General features: G+C 73.4%; 23 protein-coding genes. 11 read left to right on the forward strand and 12 right to left on the reverse strand.

Features of this window, described 5'->3' with window-relative positions:
• Positions 1 to 225 precede the first annotated feature (225 nt).
• The 3 genes from IGA62_RS13615 (at position 226) to IGA62_RS13625 (ending at position 1,784) form a co-directional block, all read left to right on the forward strand.
• On the forward strand, positions 226 to 648 hold the full coding sequence (locus IGA62_RS13615; RefSeq protein WP_145821126.1) for a hypothetical protein: 423 nt from the start codon (positions 226 to 228) through the stop codon (positions 646 to 648).
• 596 nt (positions 649 to 1,244) lie between these two features.
• On the forward strand, positions 1,245 to 1,475 hold the full coding sequence (locus IGA62_RS13620; protein ID WP_145821124.1) for a hypothetical protein: 231 nt from the start codon (positions 1,245 to 1,247) through the stop codon (positions 1,473 to 1,475).
• A 138-nt stretch (positions 1,476 to 1,613) separates the two neighbouring features.
• Entirely contained in the window at positions 1,614 to 1,784 is a 171-nt protein-coding gene (locus tag IGA62_RS13625) for a tetratricopeptide repeat protein (protein ID WP_145821122.1), read from the forward strand.
• Positions 1,785 to 2,231: 447 nt separating this feature from the next.
• On the opposite strand, the gene IGA62_RS13630 is transcribed toward IGA62_RS13625, so the two are convergent.
• From IGA62_RS13630 to IGA62_RS13655, 6 genes are all read right to left on the reverse strand, one after another.
• The gene (locus tag IGA62_RS13630) at positions 2,232 to 4,907 is read right to left on the reverse strand and encodes an LppU/SCO3897 family protein (RefSeq protein ID WP_145821120.1); all 2,676 of its coding nucleotides are present in this window, start codon (positions 4,905 to 4,907) and stop codon (positions 2,232 to 2,234) included.
• Positions 4,908 to 5,251: 344 nt separating this feature from the next.
• A complete protein-coding gene (locus tag IGA62_RS13635; protein ID WP_186500078.1) occupies positions 5,252 to 5,395 on the reverse strand; it encodes a hypothetical protein in 144 nt (47 codons plus the stop codon).
• Positions 5,396 to 5,610: 215 nt separating this feature from the next.
• Positions 5,611 to 7,059, reverse strand: a complete 1,449-nt coding sequence (locus tag IGA62_RS13640) for a dihydrolipoamide acetyltransferase family protein (RefSeq protein ID WP_145822242.1) — start codon at positions 7,057 to 7,059, stop codon at positions 5,611 to 5,613.
• Positions 7,060 to 7,064: 5 nt separating this feature from the next.
• Positions 7,065 to 8,054: an alpha-ketoacid dehydrogenase subunit beta gene (locus tag IGA62_RS13645; RefSeq protein ID WP_145821118.1), complete on the reverse strand. Its 990-nt coding sequence runs from the start codon at positions 8,052 to 8,054 to the stop codon at positions 7,065 to 7,067.
• Positions 8,054 to 9,235 (reverse strand): pyruvate dehydrogenase (acetyl-transferring) E1 component subunit alpha, encoded by a 1,182-nt coding sequence (gene pdhA / locus IGA62_RS13650; protein WP_145821116.1) that lies wholly within the window; start codon positions 9,233 to 9,235, stop codon positions 8,054 to 8,056. Before pdhA ends, IGA62_RS13645 begins: the two co-directional genes overlap by 1 nt.
• Before the next feature lie 600 nt (positions 9,236 to 9,835).
• A complete protein-coding gene (locus tag IGA62_RS13655; protein ID WP_145821114.1) occupies positions 9,836 to 10,468 on the reverse strand; it encodes a hypothetical protein in 633 nt (210 codons plus the stop codon).
• Here IGA62_RS13655 and IGA62_RS13660 point away from each other — a divergent pair.
• Positions 10,461 to 11,024, forward strand: coding sequence for a phosphatase PAP2 family protein (locus IGA62_RS13660; protein WP_232625002.1), 564 nt, complete (start codon positions 10,461 to 10,463; stop codon positions 11,022 to 11,024). The genes IGA62_RS13655 and IGA62_RS13660 overlap by 8 nt on opposite strands.
• Before the next feature lie 3 nt (positions 11,025 to 11,027).
• Here the strand turns inward: IGA62_RS13660 and IGA62_RS13665 are convergent, their stop codons facing one another.
• Positions 11,028 to 11,720: an NUDIX hydrolase gene (locus IGA62_RS13665; RefSeq protein WP_186500077.1), complete on the reverse strand. Its 693-nt coding sequence runs from the start codon at positions 11,718 to 11,720 to the stop codon at positions 11,028 to 11,030.
• Positions 11,721 to 11,793: 73 nt separating this feature from the next.
• Here IGA62_RS13665 and IGA62_RS13670 point away from each other — a divergent pair, with 73 nt between their 5' ends.
• On the forward strand, positions 11,794 to 12,855 hold the full coding sequence (locus tag IGA62_RS13670) for an SPFH domain-containing protein (protein WP_145821108.1): 1,062 nt from the start codon (positions 11,794 to 11,796) through the stop codon (positions 12,853 to 12,855).
• Positions 12,852 to 13,769, forward strand: a complete 918-nt coding sequence (locus IGA62_RS13675) for an NAD(+)/NADH kinase (protein WP_145821106.1) — start codon at positions 12,852 to 12,854, stop codon at positions 13,767 to 13,769. The genes IGA62_RS13670 and IGA62_RS13675 overlap by 4 nt, the downstream gene beginning before the upstream one ends.
• 18 nt (positions 13,770 to 13,787) lie before the next feature.
• On the opposite strand, the gene IGA62_RS13680 is transcribed toward IGA62_RS13675, so the two are convergent.
• Genes IGA62_RS13680 through IGA62_RS13690 form a run of 3 tightly spaced genes read right to left on the reverse strand, consistent with a single transcriptional unit; the run spans position 13,788 to position 18,533 of the window.
• Positions 13,788 to 14,999: a hypothetical protein gene (locus tag IGA62_RS13680; protein WP_145821104.1), complete on the reverse strand. Its 1,212-nt coding sequence runs from the start codon at positions 14,997 to 14,999 to the stop codon at positions 13,788 to 13,790.
• Positions 15,000 to 15,045: 46 nt separating this feature from the next.
• Entirely contained in the window at positions 15,046 to 16,713 is a 1,668-nt protein-coding gene (locus IGA62_RS13685) for a GTPase (RefSeq protein WP_145822241.1), read from the reverse strand.
• Positions 16,714 to 16,730: 17 nt separating this feature from the next.
• Positions 16,731 to 18,533, reverse strand: a complete 1,803-nt coding sequence (locus IGA62_RS13690) for a GTPase domain-containing protein (RefSeq protein WP_145821102.1) — start codon at positions 18,531 to 18,533, stop codon at positions 16,731 to 16,733.
• A 196-nt stretch (positions 18,534 to 18,729) separates the two neighbouring features.
• On the opposite strand from IGA62_RS13690, the gene dnaK reads away from it, so the two are divergent.
• The 5 genes from dnaK to IGA62_RS13715 all read left to right on the forward strand — a co-directional run bounded on the left by dnaK (position 18,730) and on the right by IGA62_RS13715 (position 23,500).
• Positions 18,730 to 20,586 (forward strand): molecular chaperone DnaK, encoded by a 1,857-nt coding sequence (dnaK, locus tag IGA62_RS13695; RefSeq protein WP_145821100.1) that lies wholly within the window; start codon positions 18,730 to 18,732, stop codon positions 20,584 to 20,586.
• A gap of 47 nt (positions 20,587 to 20,633) precedes the next feature.
• A complete protein-coding gene (gene grpE / locus IGA62_RS13700) occupies positions 20,634 to 21,305 on the forward strand; it encodes a nucleotide exchange factor GrpE (RefSeq protein WP_145821098.1) in 672 nt (223 codons plus the stop codon).
• 86 nt (positions 21,306 to 21,391) lie between these two features.
• Positions 21,392 to 22,564 carry a molecular chaperone DnaJ gene (gene dnaJ, locus IGA62_RS13705; protein ID WP_145821096.1) on the forward strand — a complete coding sequence of 391 codons (1,173 nt, stop codon included), beginning with the start codon at positions 21,392 to 21,394 and terminating at the stop codon, positions 22,562 to 22,564.
• Between the two features lie 50 nt (positions 22,565 to 22,614).
• The gene (locus IGA62_RS13710; protein WP_190289284.1) at positions 22,615 to 23,055 is read left to right on the forward strand and encodes a heat shock protein transcriptional repressor HspR; all 441 of its coding nucleotides are present in this window, start codon (positions 22,615 to 22,617) and stop codon (positions 23,053 to 23,055) included.
• A gap of 214 nt (positions 23,056 to 23,269) precedes the next feature.
• Entirely contained in the window at positions 23,270 to 23,500 is a 231-nt protein-coding gene (locus tag IGA62_RS13715) for a hypothetical protein (protein ID WP_145821094.1), read from the forward strand.
• Positions 23,501 to 23,541: 41 nt separating this feature from the next.
• Here the strand turns inward: IGA62_RS13715 and IGA62_RS13720 are convergent, their stop codons facing one another.
• Together IGA62_RS13720 and IGA62_RS13725 are read right to left on the reverse strand one after the other, a co-directional pair.
• Positions 23,542 to 23,967, reverse strand: coding sequence for a hypothetical protein (locus IGA62_RS13720; RefSeq protein WP_145821092.1), 426 nt, complete (start codon positions 23,965 to 23,967; stop codon positions 23,542 to 23,544).
• A 180-nt stretch (positions 23,968 to 24,147) separates the two neighbouring features.
• Entirely contained in the window at positions 24,148 to 25,353 is a 1,206-nt protein-coding gene (locus IGA62_RS13725) for a cation:proton antiporter (protein ID WP_145821089.1), read from the reverse strand.
• Positions 25,354 to 25,358: the final 5 nt, after the last annotated feature.

The raw sequence follows: 25,358 nt of genomic DNA on the forward strand, positions 1-25,358 counted from the left end.
GGGACAGGACGGCTTGCCGCCGGGCCGGCTAACCGCGCCAGCGTGGTGTTGCCATTCTCGGCGTCCCGGGGGTGTCACTTCGTCTGCGGCTGCGAACAGACAGCGCTCCCGTTCCAACTGTCCTCGATCCGATCGACCGTGAGCCCCCACCATGCTCTGCTGCTCAGGAGAGAGAGGCACCTCGATCCGTCTGTGCCGCTTGAGCTACATCACCAGGGAGGGAATGTGAGGAAGCCGAAGATCGCCCGAGCGTTGATGGCTACCGCGTTGCTCACGAGCGCAGTAACCGTAGGCGCGGCCGGGCCGTCCCATGCCTCAGGCACGGGGCCTGTCTCAGGCACGGGGCCCGGCATCGCTGCCTGCTACGACACCGCCAAATCCGTCACCTTCTTCACCGGGTCCGGCAACGCCTTCTGGCCCGCCTGGGGGACGTACGCCACCACGACGTCGGCCTGCGCCGACATCAACATCAAGCCCGCAGTTACTTCCTCCTTCAAGGTCTGTTTCGAAAGGACCGGGAGTTGTAACGCGTTCAAGTCCGCCCCAGCGGGACAGTGGACCGTCATCGCCTCCGGGGTGCTGGACAACACAAAGTTCTACATCCAGAGGAACAGCACGAGCAGCGTCAGCGCCCAGCTCGCCTACTAAGCGCCGGGCAACCGAACGCATAGTCCTCGTCGACGAACTGCTCACCGCAACCCGTTCGGCAACCACCGACCGAGCGTCGTCCTGGTGCCCGTTGACGTCGGCTCGGCAACCCGGATCGCGGGCTACCCGCCGACTGGTCGTGGGTAGTGCAAGAGGTGTGACCGATCCGGCGGTGGAGCGTTCGGCAACCTCGGGCGGCGACCGTTCGGCAGCTCGTCGCCCCTGGTCGACGTCGAGCACCGGATCCGTTCGGCAACCGCGCGGCGGGCAGCTCGTCGACGCGCGTTCGGCAACGGCGCGGTGTCCGGCCCGTCCGGGCGGCTGACCGCCCCGGCTGGCCGAAGGCCGGGCCGGGGTGGCGTGCCGCCGGTCCGGCTTGCCGCGTCCCTTGACCTAGTACTCCAGCCGGCTCCGTTCCCAACTGGTTGCTACGACCAGGACAGGAGACTACCGATCGTTTCACCGGCCACGCCGGTCCTGAACTCTACGAAGCCGAAGTCTCCGGAGCAGGACCAGCCGGAACCGTCATCGCTTTCGAGCCGGGGACCTTCCACCGCGGCACGCAACTGACCGCACCCCGGGGAGCCCGGTACAGCATGCATCTGGGCTTCCGGCCGCCTGCTCTGCAGTGGGGCCAGCGGGTTGCTTGGGCGGCGAAGAGCTTCACGACCGAGTGGGTCGAGTTCGTCAACCGGGCCACGCCGCGCCAACTCCAAGCCCTCGGCTTCCCGCCGCCCGGACATCGGTACTGGACGACCGAGACGCTGGCCGGTATGGCTCTGCGCTATCCGAAGCTCGACCTTCTGCCCTGGCAGCCGACGAACTAGGCATCATTGAGGCCCAGCTCCGCTCGCCGCCTTGCAAGCGCTACCGAACAGAACCCGTGGTCTATCGCAGACGAACGTCTGCGATAGACCCCACCCGGGTCAGTCGCAGTCGAACATCAGCCCAGCACCCATGCCTCAGTGAACAACCTCACCGGTGCCTACCGTACGGCCGGAGACCTCCAGCAGGCGATCCCCCTGTTCAAGCAGGCCCTAAACGACTGCCGGCGGGTCCTCGGCGACGATCACCCACGGACCCGGACCGTCTACGGCAACTTGCGGGCTGCCATGGAGGGCTCCAGTTCCGAGTAGCGACGACAGGAGTGGGTCGGCTCCGGGCATCGGCGGGCGGTGTGTTCAAGAAACGATCGTTTCCCGACAAGATCAAAAAGCGGGACATCGACCGGTCAGCCCTGTCCAACAAACCCGTCCAGAAAACCGGCGTGTCCGACAAGTCGATCCCCGGTTTGTCGGACACTGCGAACGGCACAGCAGTGAAACTTCACCGCCCTCTCCGGACTGACCTACCACACCAAGAGCGCGTCCACCCTGCGTTCGGGAGAGCAGCCCCCGGCGCGTTCAACGCACGCGGGCTGGCTCACCTGTTCCAAGACCCAACCGACCCGGTGCTGGGCATCGACCGGACCGCCACGGTCAGTTGCTCTTGACGGAGAGAGCCGTGCCTTCGGGCTTCCACCGGCCGAAAAGGAGCGTGCGGCGGACCCGGAAGTCCGCCGCACGTCGTTCGTCGTCCGGTGGTCAGCCGGCCTTGGCCGGTCCCAGGCAGAGCACCCGGTTGGCGGCGCTGCCGGGCAGCTCCACGCGGGGCTGGGTCTGGTCGGTGCACTTGGCCTTGTCGTCGACCTTCGAGATGATCTTGTATGCGCCCTGGTCGCCGCAGTTGGCGGCCACCGCGCCCTCGCCGGACTGCTTGACGCAGGTCCCGACGGCCGGGTTGAAGGCGGGGGCGTCCGAGCCGCCGAGCTTGCCGAGCGCCCAGAGCGCGCCGAGCGGCACGACCAGGATGAGTACGGCAGCGGTGAGGACCGCCATCAGCACCCGTCCGTTGCGGACCTTCGGGGTCGGCTGCTCGGCCGGCTTGCTCTCGGTCGCCTCCGGCTTGAAGGAGTCGAACCGGCCCTGGTCGCCCTGGGGAGAGTCGCCCAGGTCCCAGAGGGGACGCTCCGGCTGGTCGCCCGGGGTCGGGAAGGCTGCCGGGAAGCCCCGGGTGGCGTCCGGCGATCCGTGGCCCGGGTCGTGGCCCATGGCACCGGGGCTGACCGGTGCCGTCGGGCCGCCGTACCGGTCGCCGGACGGGGCCGGCTCGCCGTGCGGCTTGGTGCCGTTGACCGGGCGCTGGTTGGTCACCGGGTCGTTGAACGTGGGCACACCGGGCGGGAAGGGCTGCAACGCCGGATGCGGGACCGGCTGCGCGGCGGCAGCGGCATGCCCGTCACCGAAGCCCGGCTGGTCGCGCTCGTCGAACCGGGGGCCCGGTCCGTTGTCGAACCGCCCGGGGCCGTCGAAGCGGTCACCCGGTCCACCGTCGAAACGCTCGCCGGGGCCAGCGTCGAAGCGGTCGGCAGGCCCGCCGTCGAACCTGGAGGGCTGGCCACCGTCGAAGCGGGAGTCGGCCGGGCCGTCGAAACGGCCGGGACCGCCGTCGAACCGGGAGTCGGCCGGGCCGTCGAAACGGCCGGGGCCGCTGTCGAACCGGGACTCGGGCTCGCCGTCGAACCGGCCGCCGGCCTCGCCGTCCGGGCCGAAGCGGTGGGGCTCCGGCTGGCCACCGTGGTTGATCTGGTCCGGACCGTCGGCGGGACGGGCCGGTCGACCGTAGACCCTGGGCTGCGGGGCCGGCATGGAGGGCTGGTGCAGGGCCTGGTCGGCCGGGGGCATCACCCGGCTGGAGACCGGTACGGAGGCGCTGGCCGAGACACTGCCACCGGCGTCGCCCCCGGTCGGCTCGGGTGAGGTGCGCGGGTGCGGGATGGCCGGTGCGCTGGCCTGGGCGGCCTCGGCTCCCCAACCGTCACCCGGCTGCGGGGCGTCGTACCCGCCGTCACGCCCGGCCTGCTCGCCGTACGGTGGCTGGTCGGCGGGCGCGGCGAACGGGGCCGGCGGCGCGTAGTCGGCGGGGGGCGACGCGGCCAGGCTGGCACCGGGCACCCGCGCCTCCTGCGGAGGCAGCGGTACGGCGTTGGCGGGCGAGATGCCCGGCCCCGGTGCCGGCTGGTACATCGGCGGGTTCTCGGCGCGGGACGGGTCCCAGTTCGACCCGGCGGGTTCGGCCTGGGCCGGATCCGCACCCCCGGCCTTGCCCCACACCTCGTCGGCCGACCACGGCTCCCCCTCCGGGACGACCGGACGGGCGGGGACGGCGTCGTCACCGGGGCGGGCGCCTCCGGGACCCCACGCCGGGACGTCGGCACGGCCCACCGAGGCGGTGGCGCGGGCCGGCGGCGCGGGCGGCTCGGCCGGCGGCCACGCCTCGGTCGGACGGGACTGGTCGCCCGGCGTGTCCCAGCCGGACTGCTGCGGTTCCGCCTGCTGCGGCACGGACGCGGCGCCCCAGGCGGCCGTCGGCGGCTGCTCGTCGGCGGGGGTCCACGGCTGGGGCTGCTGGTTGATCGGCTGCGGGGCGGGGGCCGCGCCCCAGGCAGCCGGCTGCGGGTCGCCATGGGGACGGACGGACGCCGCACCCCGGGCCACCGGCGGCTGCTCGCCCGGCTGCGGGACGGGGGCTGCACCCCAGGCATCCGGCTGCGGCTGGTCGCCCTGCGGAGCCCACTCGGCCGGCTGCTCGTTGGGCGGATCCCAGGTCGCGGGCTGGGGCAGGGTGCCCTGCGGGCTCCAACCGGCGGCTGGCGGCTGGTCGCCGGCAGACCCCCACGGTGCGGGCTGCTGCGGGCTCCGTGCCGGCGGCTGCTCGCCGGGTGCGGGCCACGGCTGCTGCGTGGTGCCCGGCCCCGGCCAGTTCTGCGGGGCGGACTCGCCCTGCGTCCCCCAGCCGGGCTGTCCGCCACCCTGCGGGGCCTCGCCCCGGGGCGGCGGCTGCGGCACCGACGCGGCAGCCCATGCGGTGGTCGGCTGCTGCTGGTCGGCCTGGGGGTTCCAGGTGCCCGGCTGCACTGGCCCGGCCGGGCCACCCCACGGCTGGCCCTGACCGGCCGGCGGCCCCCACGGGCCGGGCTGGGGCTCGCCGGGTGCCTTCCAGCCCACGGTCGGCGGCGCCTCACCGGGCGCGCTCCAGGCTGGGGCGGGGGAATTCGGTCGTGCGGCCGGCGGTGGCGGTGCCCAGCCCAGGTCGGGGGCGGTTGTGCCGTACCCGTGCTCCTGCTGCGCTGACCGGTCGCCGTACGGCGCCGATCCACCGGCGCCCGGCGACACCTCGTCCGGCTCCTGGCCGGGGTGGTGCGGGCCCTCGGACGTCATGGCTGCGCCTCCTCCATCACATGTCGGCCGCCGACGCCGATCGGGTGCCGTCGGCTTGGTCGCCGGCATAGCCGGCTGGCCGGCTGTGCCGCGCTCCCCCGCACCGTATCCGGTGGCCGCCCGTGGCACTCGGGGAGCACCGGCCGTCACTCCGCGTCGCCGTATGGTGTCGAGCGGTTTCTATCCGCCTGACGTCCTCCGGCAGGGCGGGAACGACCGTGCCCCACCGTACCGGGCGTCCGTGCGAGGGCGGAATCCCGGTGCCGAAGGGTCTGAAAGCCGACGACCCGCCCGGGGGTCCGGGCGGGTCGTCGGTCTGGAGGAGATGAGGAGTGGCGTCGCCGTCAGCCCATGCTGATGTGACGCTGCGCGATGGCGAGGATCTCGTCGCGGACCGCGGGCGAGTTGGCGGAACGCAGCGCGTGCTCGATGGCACGGGCGCGGCGGTTGGCGTCGCGGCGGTTGCGGATTCGCTCGATCATGCTCATGGGTCTCTCCTCCTGGCTATTCGGTTGTCAGCCCGTCGTGTCTCCATTGAAGCGCAGATCGACGCCAAATTCCAACGAATCAAAGGTGAGCTGAGCCACCGACCTAACGATCGAAGGTTGACGGGCGGTTGCGCTGAGGTTTCCTGTGGTCGGACGGTGACGGCCGGTGTGCCGGGAGTAACCCCGGCGCACCGGCCGTCGAGAGCACGGACCCGTCAGGTCCAGGCGAGCAGCGCCGCCTCCGGATCGGTCAGGAAGTCACCGATGTCCCGCAGGAACTTCGAGCCCAGCTCGCCGTCGATGATCCGATGGTCGAAGGAGAGACCCAGCGTGGTCACCTGACGCGGCCGGACCTTGCCCTTGTGCACCCAGGGCATCTCGCGGACCGCGCCGAACGCCAGGATGGCCGACTCGCCCGGAGGCAGGATCGGCGTACCGGTGTCCACCCCGAAGACGCCGACGTTGGTGATGGTCAGCGTGCCACCGGACATGTCGGCCGGGGAGGTCTTCCCCGCCTTCGCCGTCTGCACCAGGGCGGTCATCGCGTCGGCCAGTTCCCGCAGCGAGAGCCGGCCGGCGTCCTTGATGTTCGGCACGATCAGGCCGCGCTCGGTGGCCGCCGCGATGCCCAGGTTGACGTACTCCTTGACCACGATCTCGTCGCCGGCCCAGGTCGAGTTGACCATCGGGTGCCGCTGCACCGCCAGCAGCACCGCCTTGGCGACCAGCAGCAGCGGCGAGACTCGGACGTCCCGCCACTCCCGCCGGGCCCGGAGCCGGTCCAGCGCCTTCATCGCCCGGGTCACGTCCACGGTCAGGAACTCCGTGACGTGCGGGGCGGTGAACGCCGACGCGGACATGTTCTCGGCGGTGAGCTTGCGCACTCCCTTGACCGGGATCCGCCGCTCGCGGTCCGCGCCGAAGGCCGCCGCCGTGGTCGCCGGGGCGGCGGCCACCACGGTCGAGACCGCCGGCGCGGTCCCGTCCGCCGCCCGCTGGACGTCCTCCCGGGTGATCGAACCGAGCGGACCCGAGCCGGTCACCGTGGCGAGGTCGACCCCGAGGTCCCGGGCGAGCTTGCGCACCGGCGGCTTGGCCAGCACCAGCCCACCGGTCGTCGCGTGCCCGTTGGCCGCCGGAGCGGTACGGGGCGTCGCCGGCGCGGCGGCCACGGGTGCGGGCGGTGCCGGTGCCGGCGGCGTGGCCTGTGCCGGTACCTGTGCGGTCGTCTTGCGCGGGCGGCGCTTGGCGGCCGTGCTGCGCGGCCCGTAGCCGACCAGCACGGCGGTCCGGCCGCCCGGGGCGGGGCCGCCGATCAGGCCGGGCTCGACCGCGCCCTCGCTCGGGGCCACGTCCACCGCCGCCAGCGCGGCGGCCGACGGCGTGGGGGTGGTCTCCTCCTCCACCGGCCCGGCGCCCGGGTCGGTGTCGATCGCGATGATCGGCGTACCGACCTCGACCGTGGAACCCTCCGGGTGGAAGATCGCCCGGACCTGTCCGGCCCACTTCGCCGGGATCTCCACCGCCGCCTTGGCCGTCTCGACCTCGACGATCGGCTGGTTCAGCTCGATGACGTCCCCGACCTTGACCAGCCAGGCCAGGATCTCGCCCTCGGTCAGCCCCTCGCCCAGGTCGGGCAGGTTGAACTCCTTGATCCGCGACATGCCGCTCACCAGCCGAAGGTGCGGTCGACGGCGTCGAGCACCCGGTCGAGGTCGGGCAGGTACTCCTCCTCGACCCGGGCCGCCGGGTAGGGGATGTCGTAGCCGGTCACCCGCAGCACCGGGGACTCCAGGGAGTAGAAGCACTCCTCGGTGATCCGGGCCGCGATCTCCGAGCCCAGGCCCAGGTTGCCCGGGGCCTCGTGCACCACCACGCAGCGACCGGTGCGGCGCACCGACTCGTACACCGGGGCGAGATCCAGCGGGGAGAGCGTGCGCAGGTCGACGACCTCCAGCTCCCGGCCGTCCTCGGCGGCGGCGGTCGCCGCGTCCAGGCAGGTCCGCACCATCGGGCCGTACGCCAGCACGGTGGCATCCGTGCCGGGCCGCACCACCCGGGCCGCGTGCAGCGGGTACGCCTCCGACAGCGGCGCGTCCAGCTCCACCGGACCCTTCTCCCAGTAGCGCCGCTTCGGCTCCAGGAAGACGATCGGGTCGTCCGAGGCGATCGCCTGCTGGATCATCACGTACGCGTCCTGCGGGGTGGCGCAGGAGACCACCTTGAGCCCGGCGGTGTGCGAGAAGTACGCCTCCGGCGACTCGGAGTGGTGCTCCACCGCGCCGATGCCCCCGCCGAACGGGATGCGGATCACCATCGGGATGTTCAACTTGCCGCGCGAGCGGTAGTGCATCTTCGCCACCTGCGACACGATCTGGTCGTACGCGGGGTAGACGAAGCCGTCGAACTGGATCTCGCAGACCGGCCGGTAGCCCCGGATGGCCAGGCCGACCGCGGTGCCGATGATCCCGGACTCGGCCAGCGGGGTGTCGATCACCCGCTGGTCGCCGAAGTCCTTCTGGAGCCCGTCGGTGATCCGGAAGACGCCGCCGAGCTTGCCGACGTCCTCGCCCATGATGACGACCTTGGAGTCCTGCTCCAGGGCCCTGCGCAGGCCGGTGTTGAGGGCCTTGCCGATGGAGAGCGTCTCCGTGGCCATCAGTGGGCACCCCCCTCGAACGAGGCCTCGTAGCTGGTGAACCGCGCCCGCTGCTCGTCGAGCTCGGGGGACCCGTTCGGGTAGACGTGGTCGAACATCGTCACCGGTTCCGGGTCCGGCATGGCCAGCACCCGTTCCCGCAGGTGCACCGCCTCGCGGCGGGCCTGCTCGTCGACCTCGGCGAAGAAGTCGGCGTCGACGATCTGCTGCTTCTCCAGGAACGCCTTCATCCGGGCGATCGGGTCCTTGGCCTGCCAGGCCTCGACCTCGCTGGCGATCCGGTACCGGGTCGGGTCGTCGGAGGTGGTGTGCGCCCCCATCCGGTAGGTGTACGCCTCGATCAGGCTCGGGCCCTGCCCGTTCCGGGCGTTGTCCAGCGCGTGCCGGGTCACCGCGTACGAGGCGAGCACGTCGTTGCCGTCCACCCGTACGCCGGGGAAGCCGAAGCCGGCGGCGCGGCGGTAGAGCGGCACGCGGGTCTGCCGCTCCAGCGGCTCGGAGATCGCGTACTGGTTGTTCTGGCAGAAGAAGACCAGCGGCGCGTTGAACACGCTGGACCAGACGAACGCCTCGTTGACGTCGCCCTGGCTGGTCGCCCCGTCACCGAAGTAGGCGATCACCGCCTCGCCGTCGTCGCCGCCGGTCCGGCCGTCCATGGCGACGCCCATGGCGTACCCGGTCGCGTGCAGGGTCTGCGCCCCGATCACGATCGTGTACATGTTGAACTTGAACTCGTTCGGGTCCCAACCGCCCTGGTCGACACCACGGAAGAGGCCGAGCGGCATGATCGGGTCGATGCCCCGGCAGTAGAGGACGCCGTGCTCCCGGTAGGTCGGGAAGGCCATGTCCTGCGGCCGCAGCGCCCGCCCGGAGCCGACCTGGGCCGCCTCCTGGCCGAGCAGGCTGGCCCAGAGGCCCAGCTCGCCCTGCCGCTGCAACGCGGTCGCCTCGGCGTCCAGCTTGCGCACCAGCACCAGGTCCCGGTAGAGCCCGCGGTACTCCTCGTCGGTGAAGTCGACGCGGTACTCGACACCGTCCGGGCCGGTGACGCTCTCGATCCGCTCACCCTCGGGGGTGAGCAACTGCACCAGCTCGGGGTCGGCGCCCTTCGCTGCGGCCCGCTTGGATCTGGGTGCCGCCCGTCTGCTGCGGGTGGTGACCCCGGGGTCGCCCTTTGCCATCCGTCTCTCCCTGTCGTGTCTGCGCCGGCACCGGGGATTGCCCGACCGCGCAACTCGTGCGTCCGCCCGGCAGGTGCCGGGGGGTCTCCTGGCAGCCGCCCCTGGCCCCTTTGTGGGGGTTGCCGTGCGGCGTGAGCCGGATTCTGGCCGAACCCGGTTCGGGAGCGACGGCAGCCGGCCGAGCCTCCGCGGGTGTGCGAGGGCCACGGCTGCGTCGCCGTCGTGGGTCCATATTCGCAGAGAGTGGTGAGCGGGCCCACACTACGCCCGCCCTGATCGACAACGCGCTGTCGGAATCACGGCTCCGAGGGGCTCCGGGCGCGGGGCAGCGCGGGTGCCGGACGAAAGGGTGTGTCGACACGCTGTGCAGGGTGGCGGACGGAGGGTGACTGGTCCAGGCTGATTCGGGGAAGAGATGACCGCCGGAGGGCGGCTCGTCCCGTTCCGTCCTGCGACCCGACCGGGAGGAGGGGCCACGGTGTCCGAGAGCGACGCTCCCGGTCCTCCGCTGCTCGGCCGGCACCGCGCCGCCGGGGCGGCCGGCTACCGCCGGGTCATCGGGGCGCACCGGGCCCCGGGTTCACCCGGCCCGCCGCGCGGCTACCTGTTCACCGTCGCCCTGCTCGCCGGCACCGCCTCCATGCCGATCCTCGCCGCGATCAGCGCCGGATCGGCCACCGTGGGGGGCACCGCGTTGCCGAACGCCGACACGCCGTTCATCCCGACGCCCTCCCGGGGGCCGGTGGTGGTCGGGCCGCCCCGGCCGGTGTCCCCGACCGTCGTGCCCGCCCCGACCCGCTCGCCGGGCGGTGGCGCCCCGTCCGCCGCGCCGGTCGGGGGCACGTCGCCGACCGCGTACCGGCCGACGGACGCACCCCCGGACCGGCCGTCGCCGCCGAAGCCCACACCCTCCCGGACGCCCCGCCCCGCGCCGACGACACCGTCCCCGACCGCCTCCCCGGTGCCGGAACCCACGCCCACACCGAAGCCCATGCCGACCCCCAGCGGCACCTGTGCCGAGTCACCCGATCCGAACTGCGGCCCGTCGCCGTCCCCGAACTCGCCGCCGTCCACGCTCCGGGCGGGGTGGCCGACCAGCGAGGCGTACATCGAGTGGGGTCGACGTCGCCCCCGGACGTGAGGACCGGCCCTGAGCACCCCGGACGACCGGACCGCGACCCCGGACGGCACGGCGCGCCCCGGCGCGGGCGGGCGGCTGGCGCGCGTGGTCACCGAGGCCACCGCCCCGGCGGTGCTGGTCACCGTCCTGCTCGTCACGGTCGGCTGGCGCAGCGCCTCCAGAGGGCTGGGCGGGCTGGGCTGGGGGCTGCTCGCCACCGTCTTCGCCAGCGGCATCCCGATCGCCTACATCCTCGGCGGGGTACGCCGGGGTCGGCTGACCGACCATCACGTCCGGATCCGTGAGCAGCGCCGGATCCCGCTGCTGGTCGGGCTCGCGTCAGCGGCCGGCGGACTCGCCCTGCTCGCCGCCCTCGGTGCGCCCCGACCGGTGCTCGCCCTGGTCGCCGCCGGAGTGATCGGGCTGGTGGTGGCGGCGTCGGTGAGCCACTGGTGGAAGATGTCGATCCATTCGGCGGTGGCTGCGGGCGCGCTGGTCGTCCTGGCGTCGACCTTCGGTCCGCGGCTGCTGGTCGGCTCGCCCCTGCTCGTCCTGGTGGGCTGGTCGCGGGTGCGCCTGGGTGACCACACCGTCGGCCAGGTGGTGACCGGTGCCGGCCTCGGTGCCCTTGTCGCGGTCACCGTCTTCACGCCCCTGCACGAGCCCTGATCCCTAGGTCCGGGCCGACGGACGGAGCATCGGCGGGTGCAACAGGGTGGCGGGACCGCGCCGGAAGATTCGGGCCGGTCGGCCCCGCCCGCCCTCGGTGCTCCGTCCCGCCGGCTCGACGAACCCCGGGGTGCCGGTGACCTTGCGGTGGAAGTTGCGCGGGTCGAGTGCGGTGTCCCAGACCGTCTCGTAGACCGCGCGCAGCTGGGCGACGGTGAACTCGGGCGGGCAGAACGCGGTCGCCAGCGGGGTGTATTCCAGCTTGGCCCGGGCGCGTTCCAGCCCGTCGGCCAGGATCCGCCCGTGGTCGAAGGCGAGCCGTGCCCGGTCGAGCCGGTTGACCGGCACCCAGTCGGCGGCGGCCGCGTCCGACCCGGCGACCGGGGTCGGTAGGTCGGGCAGGAGGGCGAGCCAGGCCACGGTGACCACCCGGCCGCGCGGATCCCGGCTCGGCCGGCCGTACGTGCCCAGCTGCTCCAGGTGCCCGGCGGGTTCGGGTAGCCCGGTCTCCTCGGTCAGCTCGCGGACGGCCGCGTCGACCAGGTCCTCGTCGATGCCGACGAATCCGCCGGGCAGCGCCCAGCGCCCCTCGTACGGCGGCACGCCCCGCCGGACCAGCAGGACGTGCAGTTCGTCGGCGCGGACGGTCAGCACCACCAGGTCGGCGGTCACCGCGAACGGCGGGTACTCGGCCATGTCTTTATCACCACCTTGACGATAAGCTACCAGGCGTTTTATCGTCGTGAAGACGAAAAAGGGGAGGACGATCATGGCTGACGTCTCGCGGCGGCTCTTCCTGCGCCATCTGCGCGGCACCCCGACGAGCTGGGTGCGGCACTCCACCGGCGGCCGGGTCCGCCGGGAGGGCACCGGGCTGTCCTTCTGGTACCGGCCGCTGCACGCGGTCCTCAGCGAGGTACCGGTCGACGACCGGGAGCTGCCCCTGCTCTTCCACGCCCGTACCAGCGACTTCGCGGACATCACCGTGCAGGCCACCGTGACCTACCGGGTGGCCGACCCGGCGCTCGCCGCGACCCGGCTGGACTTCTCGATCGACCCGCGCACCGGCGCTGCTCGGGCACGACCGCTCGACCAGGTCGCCACGCTCCTCGCCGAGCTGGCCCAGCAACCCGCCCTCGACCTGCTCGCCCGGGTTCCGCTGGCCGAGGCGCTCACCACCATCGCCGGAGTCCGGGAGGCGGTCTCGGCCGCCCTCGGCACCGAACCCCGACTCGCCGACATCGGGGTCGCCGTGGTCAGCGCCCGGGTGGTCGCCATCCGCCCCGAACCCGAACTGGAACGGGCACTCCAGACTCCCACCCGCGAGGCGGTGCAGGTGGACGCCGACCGGGCCACGTACGCCCGAAGGGCCCAGGCCGTCGAACAGGAGCGCTCGATCGCGGAGAACGAACTCCAGAACAAGATCGAGCTGGCCCGCCGGGAGCAGCAGCTCGTGGAGCAGCACGGAGCGAACACCCGCCGCCGCGCCGAACTGGACGCCGCCGCCGAACTCGCCACCGCCCAGGGCAAGGCGGAACGCGAGAAGGTCGCCAACGCGGCCGCCGCCGAACGCGCCCGGGTGCTCTCCGCCGCCGAGGCCGAGAAGGAGCGCACCCTCTCCGCCGCGAAGGCCGACGGGGTACGCGTGCTCGGTCAGGCCGAGGCCGAGGCGGAGACGGCGAAGCTGGCCGCGTACGCCCAGCTCCCGGTCGAGGTGCTGCACGCCCTCGCGCTGCGCGACCTGGCCGGGCAGCTCCCGCAGATCAACCAGCTCACCGTCACCCCGGACCTGCTCACCGACCTGCTGGGCAAGCTCGGCGGTGACCGGTGAGCGCCACCCTCGCACCCCGCGTCGTGGTGGTGAGCCGCCGCAGCGAGTTGGACGAGCTGCTCGCCCGGCACGGCACCCGCGCGGCGGCGGCCTGGTACCTGAAGGCCCGTGGCGGCGACCTGGCCGAGGTGGTCCACCGGCACGAACTGCTCCAGGCGGCGCTGACCACGGTCGCCACGGCCGTCCCCGTCGACTGGCGACGCGGTGCGGTCGACCGGGAGGACCTGCCCCGCTTCCTCTTCGCCCCGGAGGACGTCGTGGTCGCGGTCGGCCCGGACGGGCTGGTCGCCAACGTCGCCAAGTACCTCGACCGGCAGCCGGTGATCGGCGTCGACCCGGATCCGGGCCGCAACGCCGGAGTGCTGGTCCGCTCCGCGCCCGCCGAGGTGGCCGGCCTGCTGCGGGCCGTCGCCGCCGGGCGGGCCGGCACCGAGACGCGGACCATGGTGCGCGCCGTCCTCGACGACGGTCAGGAGCTGATCGGTCTCAACGAGGTGTACGTCGGGCACGTCTCCCACCAGTCCGCCCGTTACCTGCTCGCGGAGACCGCCGACGGGCGGACCCGCCGGGAGCGGCAGTCCTCCTCCGGGCTCGTGGTGGGCAGCGGCACCGGCGCGACCGGCTGGTGTGCGTCGATCGCCCGGGACCGCGCGGAGCCGCCCCGGCTGCCCGCCCCGGACGAGCCGGCGCTCTGCTGGTTCGTCCGGGAGGCATGGCCGTCCCCGGCCACCGGGGCGGGCCTCACCGCCGGACGGCTGGGCGGCGACGGCAGCCTGGAGCTGACCGCCGAGTCCGAGGGGCTGGTCGCCTTCGCCGACGGCCTGGAGGCCGACCGGCTCACCCTCGCCTGGGGGCAGCGGATCACCCTCTCCGTCGCCCCCCGTCACCTGACACTGGTCACCGGGGCGCACTAGTGGTGGACGCCGCGCGGCTCAGTCGTCGGTGAGGTGGTGGCGGTTGGCTTCGATCCAGGCGTGCAGGGCCTCCGGGTCGTCCGGGTCGACGCCGTCGGCCATGAGCTGGGCCACCGCCGCCGTGGCGGGACTGCGCCGCTCGCCGGTGCTGTAGAGGCGGGCGAACTCCGGCACCATCTCCTCGATCGCGGTGTCCGTCTGGCTGGCCGCCGGTTCGGGCAGGCCGCGTCGCCGGGCGGCGTACCCGGCCCAGCCGCGCAGCACCCGCGGGAGCAGGGCGGCGTCGTCCATGTCCAGTACGGCCCGCCGGTGCACCCAGTCGAGCAGGAACAGCTCGGCCACCGTCGGGCTCCACCGCAGCGGGTCGGCGTCCGGGAAGCTCGCTGCGTGGTCCAGGAGCAGGCTCAGGCAGAAGTGCAGGGACGCCAGCTCCGGACCGTCCATGGCGTCCAGGCCGAACCGGGCGGCCTCCGGCGAGGCGAGGAACTGGCGTACCAGCTCGGTGCGCTCCGCCGGGGTGAGCGGCTCCGGGTCCACCGGGGCCCGGACGGGGCGGGGCAGCAGGGCCAGTCGGGCCCCGGCGATCGTCCGGTCGGTGGCGAGCGACCCCTCGCCGGGCAGGTCCCCGAGGTCGTCGGTGATCGACAGGTGGCGGGACACCTCGCTGTGCAGCCGGGCCGGGTCCTCCGTCCGGAACCAGGTCAGCTCGTCGGTGGCGCACATCTGCCGGACCTGTTCCAGGATCCGTTCGGCCGGTCCGCCGACGAAGATGTCCTTGGTGATGCCGATGTTGTGGTCGACCAGGGCGACCATGGCGTGCTCCGGCCCGCCGGCCGCCTCGTCGTACGCGAAGGTGGCGAGGTAGGAGGTCTGGTCGCCGTACACGTCGCCGTAGGCCCAGCAGCCGGTGAGGTGCACCCGGCCGAGCTGGTCGGACCAGGCCGGGGCCTGCGCGCCGGGCTTGACCCGGTCGGCGCCCTCGGCGTCCGGCACGAGCCGGGCGAACACCTGCCGGATGGTGGTGGCCGAGGCGGTCCGCCGACGGGACGTGGCGGCGAGGAAACCGCTGACGAACTCCCGTACGGCCGTGCTGCGGTCGGACTCCGCGACCGCGTAGACGCTGCCGAGCAGCGCCGTGCCGAGCATCTCGGCGTCGAGGGCGCAGTCGAGCCGGCTCACGTCGCGGGCTGCGTGCAGTACCGCGTCGTAGGGGGTGTGAGTCGTGGCCATGGATCGACCCTACGCCGCCGGAACCCCGGCGGGAGGAAGGCCGGGATCACTTCTTTCCGGCCGCCACCCGCAGCGCGTCCCGGGCCTCGGCGTACGAGGTGAGCACCGCGCGGACCGGGGTCAGCACGTGCTCCTCGCCGACCGCCGCCACCGCGGCGGCGAGCCGTCGCTCCGCGCGGAGCCGGGCCCGCCGGGCCGCCCAGCGGACGACCGGCCGGGTCACCGCCGCGACCAGCAGCCCGGCGAGCAGCCCGCCGAGCAGCAGCAGCGTCGGCAGCGGTACCGCACCGACCATCGGCTCGTCCGGGTCGGGCAGGCCGAGGGCACGTAGCGCGTACCCGAGCACCAGCCAGGCCAGCCCGGCGAGGGCGGTGAGGGTGACCAGCCACTGGACCGCGCCGACCAGCCGCCACCACACGGGCCGCTCCGGCACACCGAGGTCGGTGCCGGCGACCGCCCGGTCCAGCGCGTCCGGCACGTCGCCGAGGCGGGACCGCGCCGCGCCGGTGACCGCCGCCGGCCAGGGTGCCGGCAAATCGCCGCCGGCCCGGTCGGCCACCGTCCGGACGGCCAGCCCCAGCGCCGAGCGCTGGGCCGCGGTGGGATCGGGTACGGAGGTCGCGGCGAGCGGCTTCTCCACCGCCCCGTCGGTCTGCTCGCCGCCGCCGGGCAGGTGCAGCCGGCGCAGCGGGTCCGGCCGTAGCCGGCGCCAGCCCCGGACCACCGGCCAGCCGGTGGCGCCCGCCGCCCGGTGCCGGTACGCCGCCTCGACCGCCGTGGTCACCGCCGGCACCCCGGCCGCCGCGGCCAGTGCGCCGGTCAGGGCACGGGTGCCCGCGGCGTCCGGCCCGGTGCCGGCCGGTTCCGGTTCGACCAGGTCGGCGAGGCGCTCCACGACCGTGTCGATGTCGCCGGCCAGCCGCCGCAGGGACGCCTGCCGCTCGGCGACCGTCTCCTCCAGGGCAGCCCGTAGTTCGGTGGTGCCGGACCGGTCCACGGCGGTGGTGGCGAGCAGGGGCACCCCGGGCAGGCCGTCGGCGTCGAGCAGGCGGCGCAGGTCGTCGAGGACCCGGGGCAGCTCGGCCGGGGGCAGCCGGTCGGCCTGGTTGAGCACGACCAGCGTGACGTCCCGGTGCCGGTGGAACTCGCGCAGGTAGCCGGTGTGCACCAGCCGGTCGGCGTACTTCTGCGGGTCGACCACCCAGATGACCAGGTCGACCAGGCCGAGCAGGCGGTCCACCTCCAGCCGGTGGGCATGCTGCACCGAGTCGAAGTCGGGCAGGTCGAGCAGGACGAGGCCGTGCAGGGCGGACTCGTCGTCGCCGTCGAGGGCGCTCTCCCGGATGAACCGGTGCCGGGGCAGCACGCCGATCCAGTCGAGCAGCCGGTTCGCGCCGTCCAGCGGCCCCCACACGCAGGCGTGCGCCACGCCGGTGGTCGGGCGGCGTACCCCGACCGGGGAGAGGTCCAGCCGGGCGAGCGCGTTGAACAGGCTGGACTTGCCGCTGCCGGTCGCTCCGGCCAGGGCGACCACGGTGTGGTCTCGGGAGAGGGCGAGCCGGGTGCCGGCCCGCTCGACCAGGGTGTGCGCGGGGACGAGCCGCTCGTCGGGGAGGTGGCCGTCGACGGCGGTGAGGAACCGGCGGACCGCGTCGAGGCGGGTGATCAGGTCGTCCGGGTCGACCCGCTGCCCGCCCCGGAGCGCCTCCCGCATCCGGCCGACGATCCCGGTCACCGGGTCACGTCCAGGTCGCTGTGCTCCCGGGCCTCGGCCACCCGCGCGGCGGCGGCCCGCAGGTCGGCGGCGGTGTCCGCCTCCGGCCTCGCGTTCGCGGTACGGGTGAGGAACCGCCCGGCCTCCTCGTCGAGCAGCGCGTCGACCCGGTCCAGCAGGTCGCCCCGGGCCTGCCGGGCGAGATTGCGGACCGCCTGGTCGCCGAAGATCGCCTGGAGGACGGCCTGTGCGGCGACCGTGGTGCCCGCCCCGGTGGCCACCTCCAGTCCGGTCGGCACGAAGGCGGTCGAGGCGAACACCGCGATCATCACGGCGAGGCCGGTGGCGTTCACCGCGTACGCCGCCGTCCGGGCCACGAACCGCTTGTCCCCGCCCTCGGTGCGGACCAGTTCCAGCACGCCCCGCTGCCAGTCACGGATCAGCCGCTCGGCGCGTTCGGGCAGGTCGGCGGAGGCGTGCGCCAGCTCCGGGTCGAGCAGCGCCGCCCCGGCGGGGTGGGCCCGCCACCCGGTGTACGCGTTCTCGGCCGCCTCGGCCGCCACCCCGCGCAGCAGGGTGACCAGTTGACTCTCGATGGCGTCCCGCAGCTCGCTGGCGGGGGCCGGTCGCCCGGTGACCGTCGCCACGAGCCGGTCACGGAGCCGGCCGATCCGCGCCTCCAGGGTGCGGAAGAACTCGCCGGTGCCGACGAACTCCTGCCAGCGGGCGAGCACCTCGCCCCGGAGCAGCCGGCCGTCGGAGAGGCCCTGCTCGACGGTGCGCCGGGCACCGCGGTACGCGGCGCGGACCCGGTCGTCGAGCGCGTCGGCGGCGGTGGCCTGCTCGTCGGCGGCCTCGGCGAGCGCCCCGGTGATCGGGCCGAGTGCGGCGAGCGCGCCGTCGAGGGTCTGCCGGACCACGGCGGCGCGGGCCTCGGCGTCGGCGGCGAGTCGGGCGAACCACTCGCCCAACGGCGCGGTCACCCGTTCCGGCAGCAGACCATGCCCGTCGACCTGCGTCTCCGGGAGGACGAAGAGCGGGGCCGCGCCGAGATCGTGACTGGCGAGCATCTCCGCGAGGTGGGCGGAGACCTCCTCGACGGCCTCCGGCGGCACCCGGTCCAGGACGAGGGCGATGGCCGCGCCCCGGGCGCGGGCGTTGTGCAGCAGTTCCCAGGGGACCGCGTCGGCGTACCGGGCGGCGGTGGTGACGAAGAGCCAGAGGTCTGCGGCGGCGAGGAGCTGCCCGGCCAGCGCCCGGTTGGCGTCGACCACCGAGTCGATGTCCGGCGCGTCGAGGAAGGCCAGGCCGGGTGGGAGGGCGGGCGCGGTGACCAGTTGCAGGGCGCGTGGGTCCTCGCTGGGCTCGCTGGTCCGGGTCAGGCCGGGCAGCAGCTCTCCCTGGCGGAACCAGACCGAGTCGGCCGGATTGCAGACCAGCACCGGGGACCGGGTGGTGGGCCGGAGCACCCCGGCGGCGCTCACCCGCGCCTGGACCAGGCTGTTGACCAGCGTCGACTTGCCCGCGCCGGTGGAGCCGCCGACCACCACCAGCAGCGGGGCGTCGAGGCGGGCGAGCCGGGGCAGCAGGTAGTCGTCGAGCTGGTCGGTGAGGGCGGCCGCGTTGCGCCGGGCCGGCTCGGCCGAGGGCAGGGCGAGCGGGAACCGGGCGGCCTCGGTCGCGGCGCGCAGGCCGGCGAGGGCGGCCGGCAGGTCGCCCCCGGGTGTCCCGGGTGGGTCCTCCGCGGCGGTGGCTGGTCCGGTGCGGGCGGCGACGGCGGGCGCGCCGGAGTGGGTGGCGGATTCCCCGTGCGTCGTCACCGCTAAAGCGTGCCCGACCGAGGCAAGGGAAGACAACAGCGGGTCCCCGTGTTGAAGGTTGCGTCGGGTCGACTCAACCTCGACTTGACGATCGCGACGGGCATGGCACTATTGAGTCAAGTCCACTCAACTTGCGGTGGGTGCTCTCCGGGCGGTGCCCGTCACCTGCTCAACGTTACGAAGCGAGGAAGCGAAGATGGCACGTGCGGTCGGTATCGACCTCGGCACGACGAACTCCTGCGTCAGCGTTCTCGAGGGCGGTGAGCCCACCGTCATCGCCAACGCTGAGGGCTCGCGTACGACCCCGTCGATCGTCGCGTTCGCCCGCAACGGCGAGGTGCTCGTCGGTGAGGTCGCCAAGCGTCAGGCGGTGACCAACCCGGACCGGACCATCCGGTCGGTCAAGCGGGAGATCGGCACCAACTGGACCGTCGACATCGACGGCAAGAAGTACACCCCGCAGGAGATCTCGGCTCGCACGCTGATGAAGCTCAAGCGGGACGCGGAGGCGTACCTGGGCGAGCAGATCACCGACGCGGTGATCACCGTCCCGGCGTACTTCAACGACGGCCAGCGCCAGGCCACCAAGGAGGCCGGTGAGATCGCCGGCTTCAACGTGCTGCGGATCGTGAACGAGCCGACCGCCGCCGCCCTGGCGTACGGGCTGGACAAGGGCTCCAAGGAGCAGACCGTCCTGGTCTTCGACCTCGGCGGTGGCACCTTCGACGTCTCCCTGCTGGAGCTGGCCGAGGGTGTCGTCGAGGTCAAGTCCACCAGCGGTGACAACCAGCTCGGTGGCGACGACTGGGACCAGCGGATCATCGACCACCTGGTGAAGACGTTCCGGGGCGAGCACGGCATCGACCTCTCCCAGGACAAGATGGCCCTCCAGCGGCTCCGTGAGGCCGCCGAGAAGGCCAAGATCGAGCTGTCCGCCGCCACCAACACCAACATCAACCTGCCGTACATCACCGCCGGTTCGGCCGGCCCGCTGCACCTGGACGTGACGCTCAGCCGCGCCGAGTTCCAGCGGATGACGCAGGACCTGCTGGACCGCTGCAAGGGCCCGTTCGAGCAGGCCGTCAAGGACGCGGGGATCAAGGTCTCCGACGTCGACCACGTGATCCTGGTCGGTGGCTCCACCCGGATGCCGGCCGTGACGGACCTGGTCAAGCAGCTCACCGGCAAGGAGCCCAACAAGGGCGTCAACCCGGACGAGGTCGTCGCCGTCGGCGCGGCCCTCCAGGCCGGTGTGCTCAAGGGCGAGGTCAAGGACGTCCTGCTGCTCGACGTGACCCCGCTGAGCCTGGGCATCGAGACCAAGGGCGGCATCTTCACCAAGCTGATCGAGCGGAACACCACCATCCCGACCAAGCGGTCCGAGGTGTTCACCACCGCCGACGACAACCAGCCGTCCGTGCTGATCCAGGTCTTCCAGGGCGAGCGGGAGATCGCGGCCTACAACAAGAAGCTCGGCACCTTCGAGCTGACCGGGCTCCCGCCGGCGCCGCGCGGCGTGCCGCAGATCGAGGTCACCTTCGACATCGACGCCAACGGCATCGTGAACGTGCACGCCAAGGACCTGGGCACCGGCAAGGAGCAGAAGATGACCATCACCGGCGGCTCGTCGCTGCCGAAGGATGACATCGAGCGGATGCGCCGGGACGCCGAGGAGCACGCCGAGGAGGACAAGCGCCGCCGCGAGGACGCCGAGACCCGCAACCTGGCCGAGGCGCTCCAGTGGCAGACCGAGAAGTTCCTCGCCGAGAGCGGCGACAAGCTGCCGGGCGAGTCCCGCGACCAGATCAACGAGGCGCTCGGCGAGCTGCGCGGCGCGCTCGGTGGCCAGGACATCGAGAAGATCAAGTCGGCCCACGAGCGGCTTGCGCAGGTCTCCCAGCAGGCCGGTTCGCTGCTCTACGCCCAGCAGCAGGGTGAGCAGGGCGAGCAGCCGGGCGCGGCCGGTGCCGCCGGTGGCGCGCCGGGCGGTGCCCAGGCCGGTGCCGACGACGTGGTCGACGCCGAGATCGTCGACGAGGACGGGAAGAAGTGACGTCCCGCCCCGTCACGACCCCACGGCAGAGGGATTGAGGTAGCCGCATGACGGACAAGCCACGAGCCGTCGACCCGGAGGAGACCCCCGGTTCGGTGGCGGGTGAATCCGGGACGCCGGCCGACTCCACCGGGGACGGTGCCGAATCCGCGGCGGGTCTGGTGGAGGAGACCGAGGTGATGGTCGACGAGGTCTCCTCGACCGTCACCGAGTCCCCGTCGGACGGCGCGCCGGTGGTGGACGCCCCGGCCAGACCGGCCGACGGCGGTCCGGCCGCCCCGCTCGGGGCCGAGCTGGAGGCGCTCCGGGCGGAGCTGGAGGAACGCACCCGGGACCTGCAACGGGTCTCGGCCGAGTACGCCAACTACCGCAAGCGGGTCGAGCGGGACCGGGCCCTGGTCGGTGAGCAGGCGACCGGCGCGGTGCTCACCGCGCTGCTGCCGATCCTCGACGACCTCGACCGGGCACGCGAGCACGGCGATCTGGTGGGCCCGTTCGGCACGGTGGCCGAGCAGCTCACCACGGCACTGGGCAAGTTCGGGCTCACCGTCTTCGGCGAGCAGGGCGACCCCTTCGACCCGACCCGGCACGAGGCGGTCGCGCACCAGACCTCGGCCGAGGTCAGCGAGCCGACCTGCGTCCAGGTGATGCGCCGGGGTTACCAGCTCGGCGAGCGTCTGCTGCGGCCCGCGATGGTCGCGGTCGCCGATCCGGAGTAAGTACGAGACCGTGACCGGGTCCTCCCGTCCACCGACACCGGGTGGGCGGGGGGCCCGGTGCGCGTCGGGTGGAAGGGGGTGGACCGGTGAGTTCCAAGGACTGGCTGGAGAAGGACTTCTACGCCGTACTCGGCGTGGACAAGTCCGCCTCCTCGGACGACATCAAGAAGGCGTACCGGAAACTGGCCCGGGAGTCCCACCCGGACCACAACCCGGACGACCCCGGCGCGGAGGAGCGGTTCAAGGCCGCCTCCGAGGCGTACAACGTGCTCTCCGACGACAAGCGCCGCCGGGAGTACGACGAGATGCGCACGCTGTTCGGCTCGGGCGCGTTCCGGCGCAGCGCCCGGGGCGCGGGCGGCGGCGTGCCGTTCGACGTCTCCGACCTGTTCGGCGGTGCGGGCGGCGGTGACCGCCGGTTCGGCGGTGCCAACTTCTCCGACCTGTTCGGTTCGGTGTTCTCCGGCGGCGGCGGGGCCGGCCCGGCGCGGCGGGGCCCGGCGCGTGGGCGGGACGTCGAGGCGGAGGTCGCGCTCGACTTCTCCGACGCGGTCCGTGGGGTGACCATCCCGCTGACGCTGCGCGCCCCGGGGGTCTGCGACACCTGCCACGGGGACGGGGCCAAGCCCGGAACCCGGCCGGTGTCCTGCCCGCAGTGCCACGGCTCCGGGACGGTGACCCGCAACCAGGGGTCGTTCAGCTTCGCCGAGCCGTGTCGCAACTGCCAGGGCGTCGGCACGATCGTCGAGGAGAAGTGCCCCGAGTGCCGGGGCACCGGCGGGGTCACCAAGACCCGCACCCTCAACGTCCGCTTTCCCGCCGGAGTGGCCGACGGCCAGCGGATCCGGCTGGCCGGCCGGGGTGAGCCGGGGGAACGCGGCGGCCCGGCGGGTGACCTCTTCGTGCACGTGAAGGTGCGCCCGGACGACCTGTTCGGACGGACCGGGGACGACCTGACCCTGAGCGTGCCGATCACCTTCGCGGAGGCGGCGCTCGGTATCGACCTCCGGGTGCCCACCCTGGACGGTGCGGTGACCCTGCGGGTGCCGCCGGGCACGCCGAGCGGCCGGGTCCTGCGGGCCCGGGGCAAGGGCGTGGTCCGCCGCGACGGGCAGGCCGGTGACCTGCTGGTCACCCTGGACGTGGTGGTCCCGGCCCGGCTCTCCGACGAGGCCCGTACGGCGTTGGAGACGTTCGCCGCGCACACCCCGCCGGCGGCTCGGGAACATCTCGACGCCCGGGTGCGTCGCTTCAGTTAGCAGTGCGTCGCTTCGGTTGGCACGGTGGAGTACACGCGGAGGTGAGCGGGATGGCGGACGGGTTCGTCGGCTCGGGTGACCCTGCCTACGACGCCAAGGTACTGATGATCTCGGTCGCGGCACGGATGGCGGGGATGCACCCGCAGACGCTGCGGCAGTACGACCGGCTCGGGCTGGTGCAGGCGGGGCGGGCGGCCGGGGGCGGTCGCCGCTACAGCGTCCGGGACGTGGTGCTGCTGCGTGAGGTGCAGCGGCTCAGCCAGGACGACGGGGTGAACCTGGCCGGCATCAAGCGGATCATCGGCCTGGAACAGCTCCTGGAACAGGCTCAGGCCCGGCTCGCCGAGATGGAGGCGGAGCTGGACGCCGCGTACCGGCGGATCGCCGAGCTGGAGGCGATGGCCCGGTTCCCCGGCCGGGAGATCGTCCCCACCACCCGCACCTCCACCGCGCTGGTGGTCTGGCGGCCCCGCCGCTCCACCGGCCACTGACTTCGGACCCGGCTGTGGTGGTTGCAGGGGTTCCCTGTTACCGCTTTTTGATGAGCAGGGGTCCCCTGCAACCACGGCGGGAGTCGCGTTCCGTGGAACCGCCGCGCCGACCGGTCCCGCCGACTAGCCTCGGAACCAGGTCCCGTCCGCACCAGCCGGGCCCACCGTCGCGGCCGAGCGTGCCCGGTCCGGCGGGTGACGGCGAGGGGGAGTCATGGCGGAACCGGCGAGGAAGGTCGCCCGGCAGGCGGAGGAACGCTTCGACCGGGTCGCCCAGATGGTGCGGGAGCGGTTCGACGCGATCACCGGAAGCCGGTTCGCCGGCAGGCCCGGCCCGGCCGTCGAACGCCGGGACGCCGACGGGGGTGACGAGACCGGCCCGGAGCGGACAGCACCACCGCCGGGACCGCGGCGGAAGGGCCGGAAGCGCGGGGGACGCACCTGAGTCACGGGCCGGAATCCACGGGGGGTTCCGGCCCGTCCCGCTCAGCCGATCCGACGGTTCTCCCGGACCAGCCCGCCCTCACACCAGTCGTGGTAGTCGAAGAGGTGGGGTCGCTCCATGAGCACCCGGGTGTTGTAGGCCCAGGTGCGCACCAGTTGGTCGCCGGTCAGCTCGGCCTGCTCGACCAGCTTGCGCAGGCGACGCTTGGAGTGGGCGCGGAACTGGGTGCGGATGCCGTCGGCGGCGTAGATGTAGAGGCAGTGCAGGGCGAACCGCCGGGCCGGGCACGCCGGGTCCATGGCCAGCTCGAACAGGGTCGGGACCAGGTGGTCGCCGGCGACGAGCAGGTCCCAGTCCGGGGGCATCGCGGTCAGCGGAACCGAGTCCGGCTGGTAGGCCCACGCCCGTAGCTCCGCCGGGGAGGGGTCGACGGGGTTGGCGAAGCCGGGAAACGTCGACTCGGGCACGTACCGGCAGCCTTCCGCTCGCGCCCGCGGGGCGAACCGGGTGTCCGCGGGGACCTGGTGTGCTGGGGCGAAACGGTAGCGCGGTCCCGCGCGGCGGCGAAAGACCTCGGCGGGACGGATTCCGCGATCGTCGGCCGGGTCGGTTCCCCGTACGGGCGGACCGACCCGGCCGACCGCGACTCAGTCCGGGGTGGGCAGCGGTTCCAGCCGCCGGGCCGCCGCCCGACGCCGCAACCACTGCTTGAACCAGGCGAAATCCGGCAGGCGGGCCAGCATCGGGCCGGTCACCACGGTGATCAGCACGTACGCGGTGGCGAGCGCGGCCAGCCCCGGTGGGACCTCACCGCTGGCCACCGCCAGCCCGGCGATGACGATGGAGAACTCGCCCCGGGGCACCAGCGCGAGCCCGGCCCGCCAGCGACCGGGTTCGGCGATGCCGGCCCGTCGGGCGGCCAAGTAGCCGGTGAGCGTCTTCGTCGCCATCGTCACCACGGCCAGGGCGAGCGCCGGCAGCAGGACGGGCGGGATGTCCCGGGGGTCGGTGACCAGGCCGAAGAAGACGAAGAAGACCGCGGCGAAGAGGTCCCGCAGCGGGGTGAGCAGCTCGGTGGCGTGGTGCGCCACCGGGCCGGAGAGCGCGATGCCGACCAGGAACGCGCCGACCGCCGCCGACACCTGGAGCTTCGCCGCGATCCCGGCGACCAGCAGGGTCATGCCGAGCACCCCGAGCAGCAGTGCTTCCGGGTCCTTCGCGGACATGGCGGTGGAGATGAGGTGGCCGTACCGGATCGCCACGACCAGCACCAGCAGCACCGTTCCGACCGCGATGGTCAGGGCGATTCCGCCGCCGAGCAGCCCGACCCCGGCCAGCAGCGCGGTGACCAGCGGCAGGTAGAGCGCCATGGCCAGGTCCTCGATGACCAGCACCGAGAGGATCACCGGCGTCTCCCGGTTACCGACCCGGCCCAGGTCGGCGAGGACCTTGGCGATCACCCCGGACGACGAGACCCAGGTGATGCCGGCGAGCACCGCCGCGGCGATCCAGTCCCAGCCGAGCAGCAGCGCGAAGGCCGCGCCGGGCAGGGCGTTGAGGACCGCGTCGATCAGACCCGCCGGGGCCGCCGAGCGCAGGTTGCCGACCAGCTCGTTCGCCGAGTACTCCAGGCCGAGCATGACCAGCAGGAGGATGACGCCGATCTCCGCGCCGACGGCGAAGAACTCCTCGCTGGCGTGCATCTTGAGGATGCCGCCGTGCCCGACGGCGAGCCCGGCGAGCAGGTACAACGGAATGGGGGAGAGGCCGATGCGGCGGCTGAGCCGGCCGAGGAGGCCGAGCAGGAACAGCAGCGCGCCGACCTCGACGAGCAGCGTGGTGGAGTCGTGCATCCGCG

Origin of the sequence: Micromonospora sagamiensis, assembly GCF_014680085.1 — a bacterium.
GTDB classification, from domain to species: Bacteria; Actinomycetota; Actinomycetes; order Mycobacteriales; family Micromonosporaceae; genus Micromonospora; species Micromonospora inyonensis.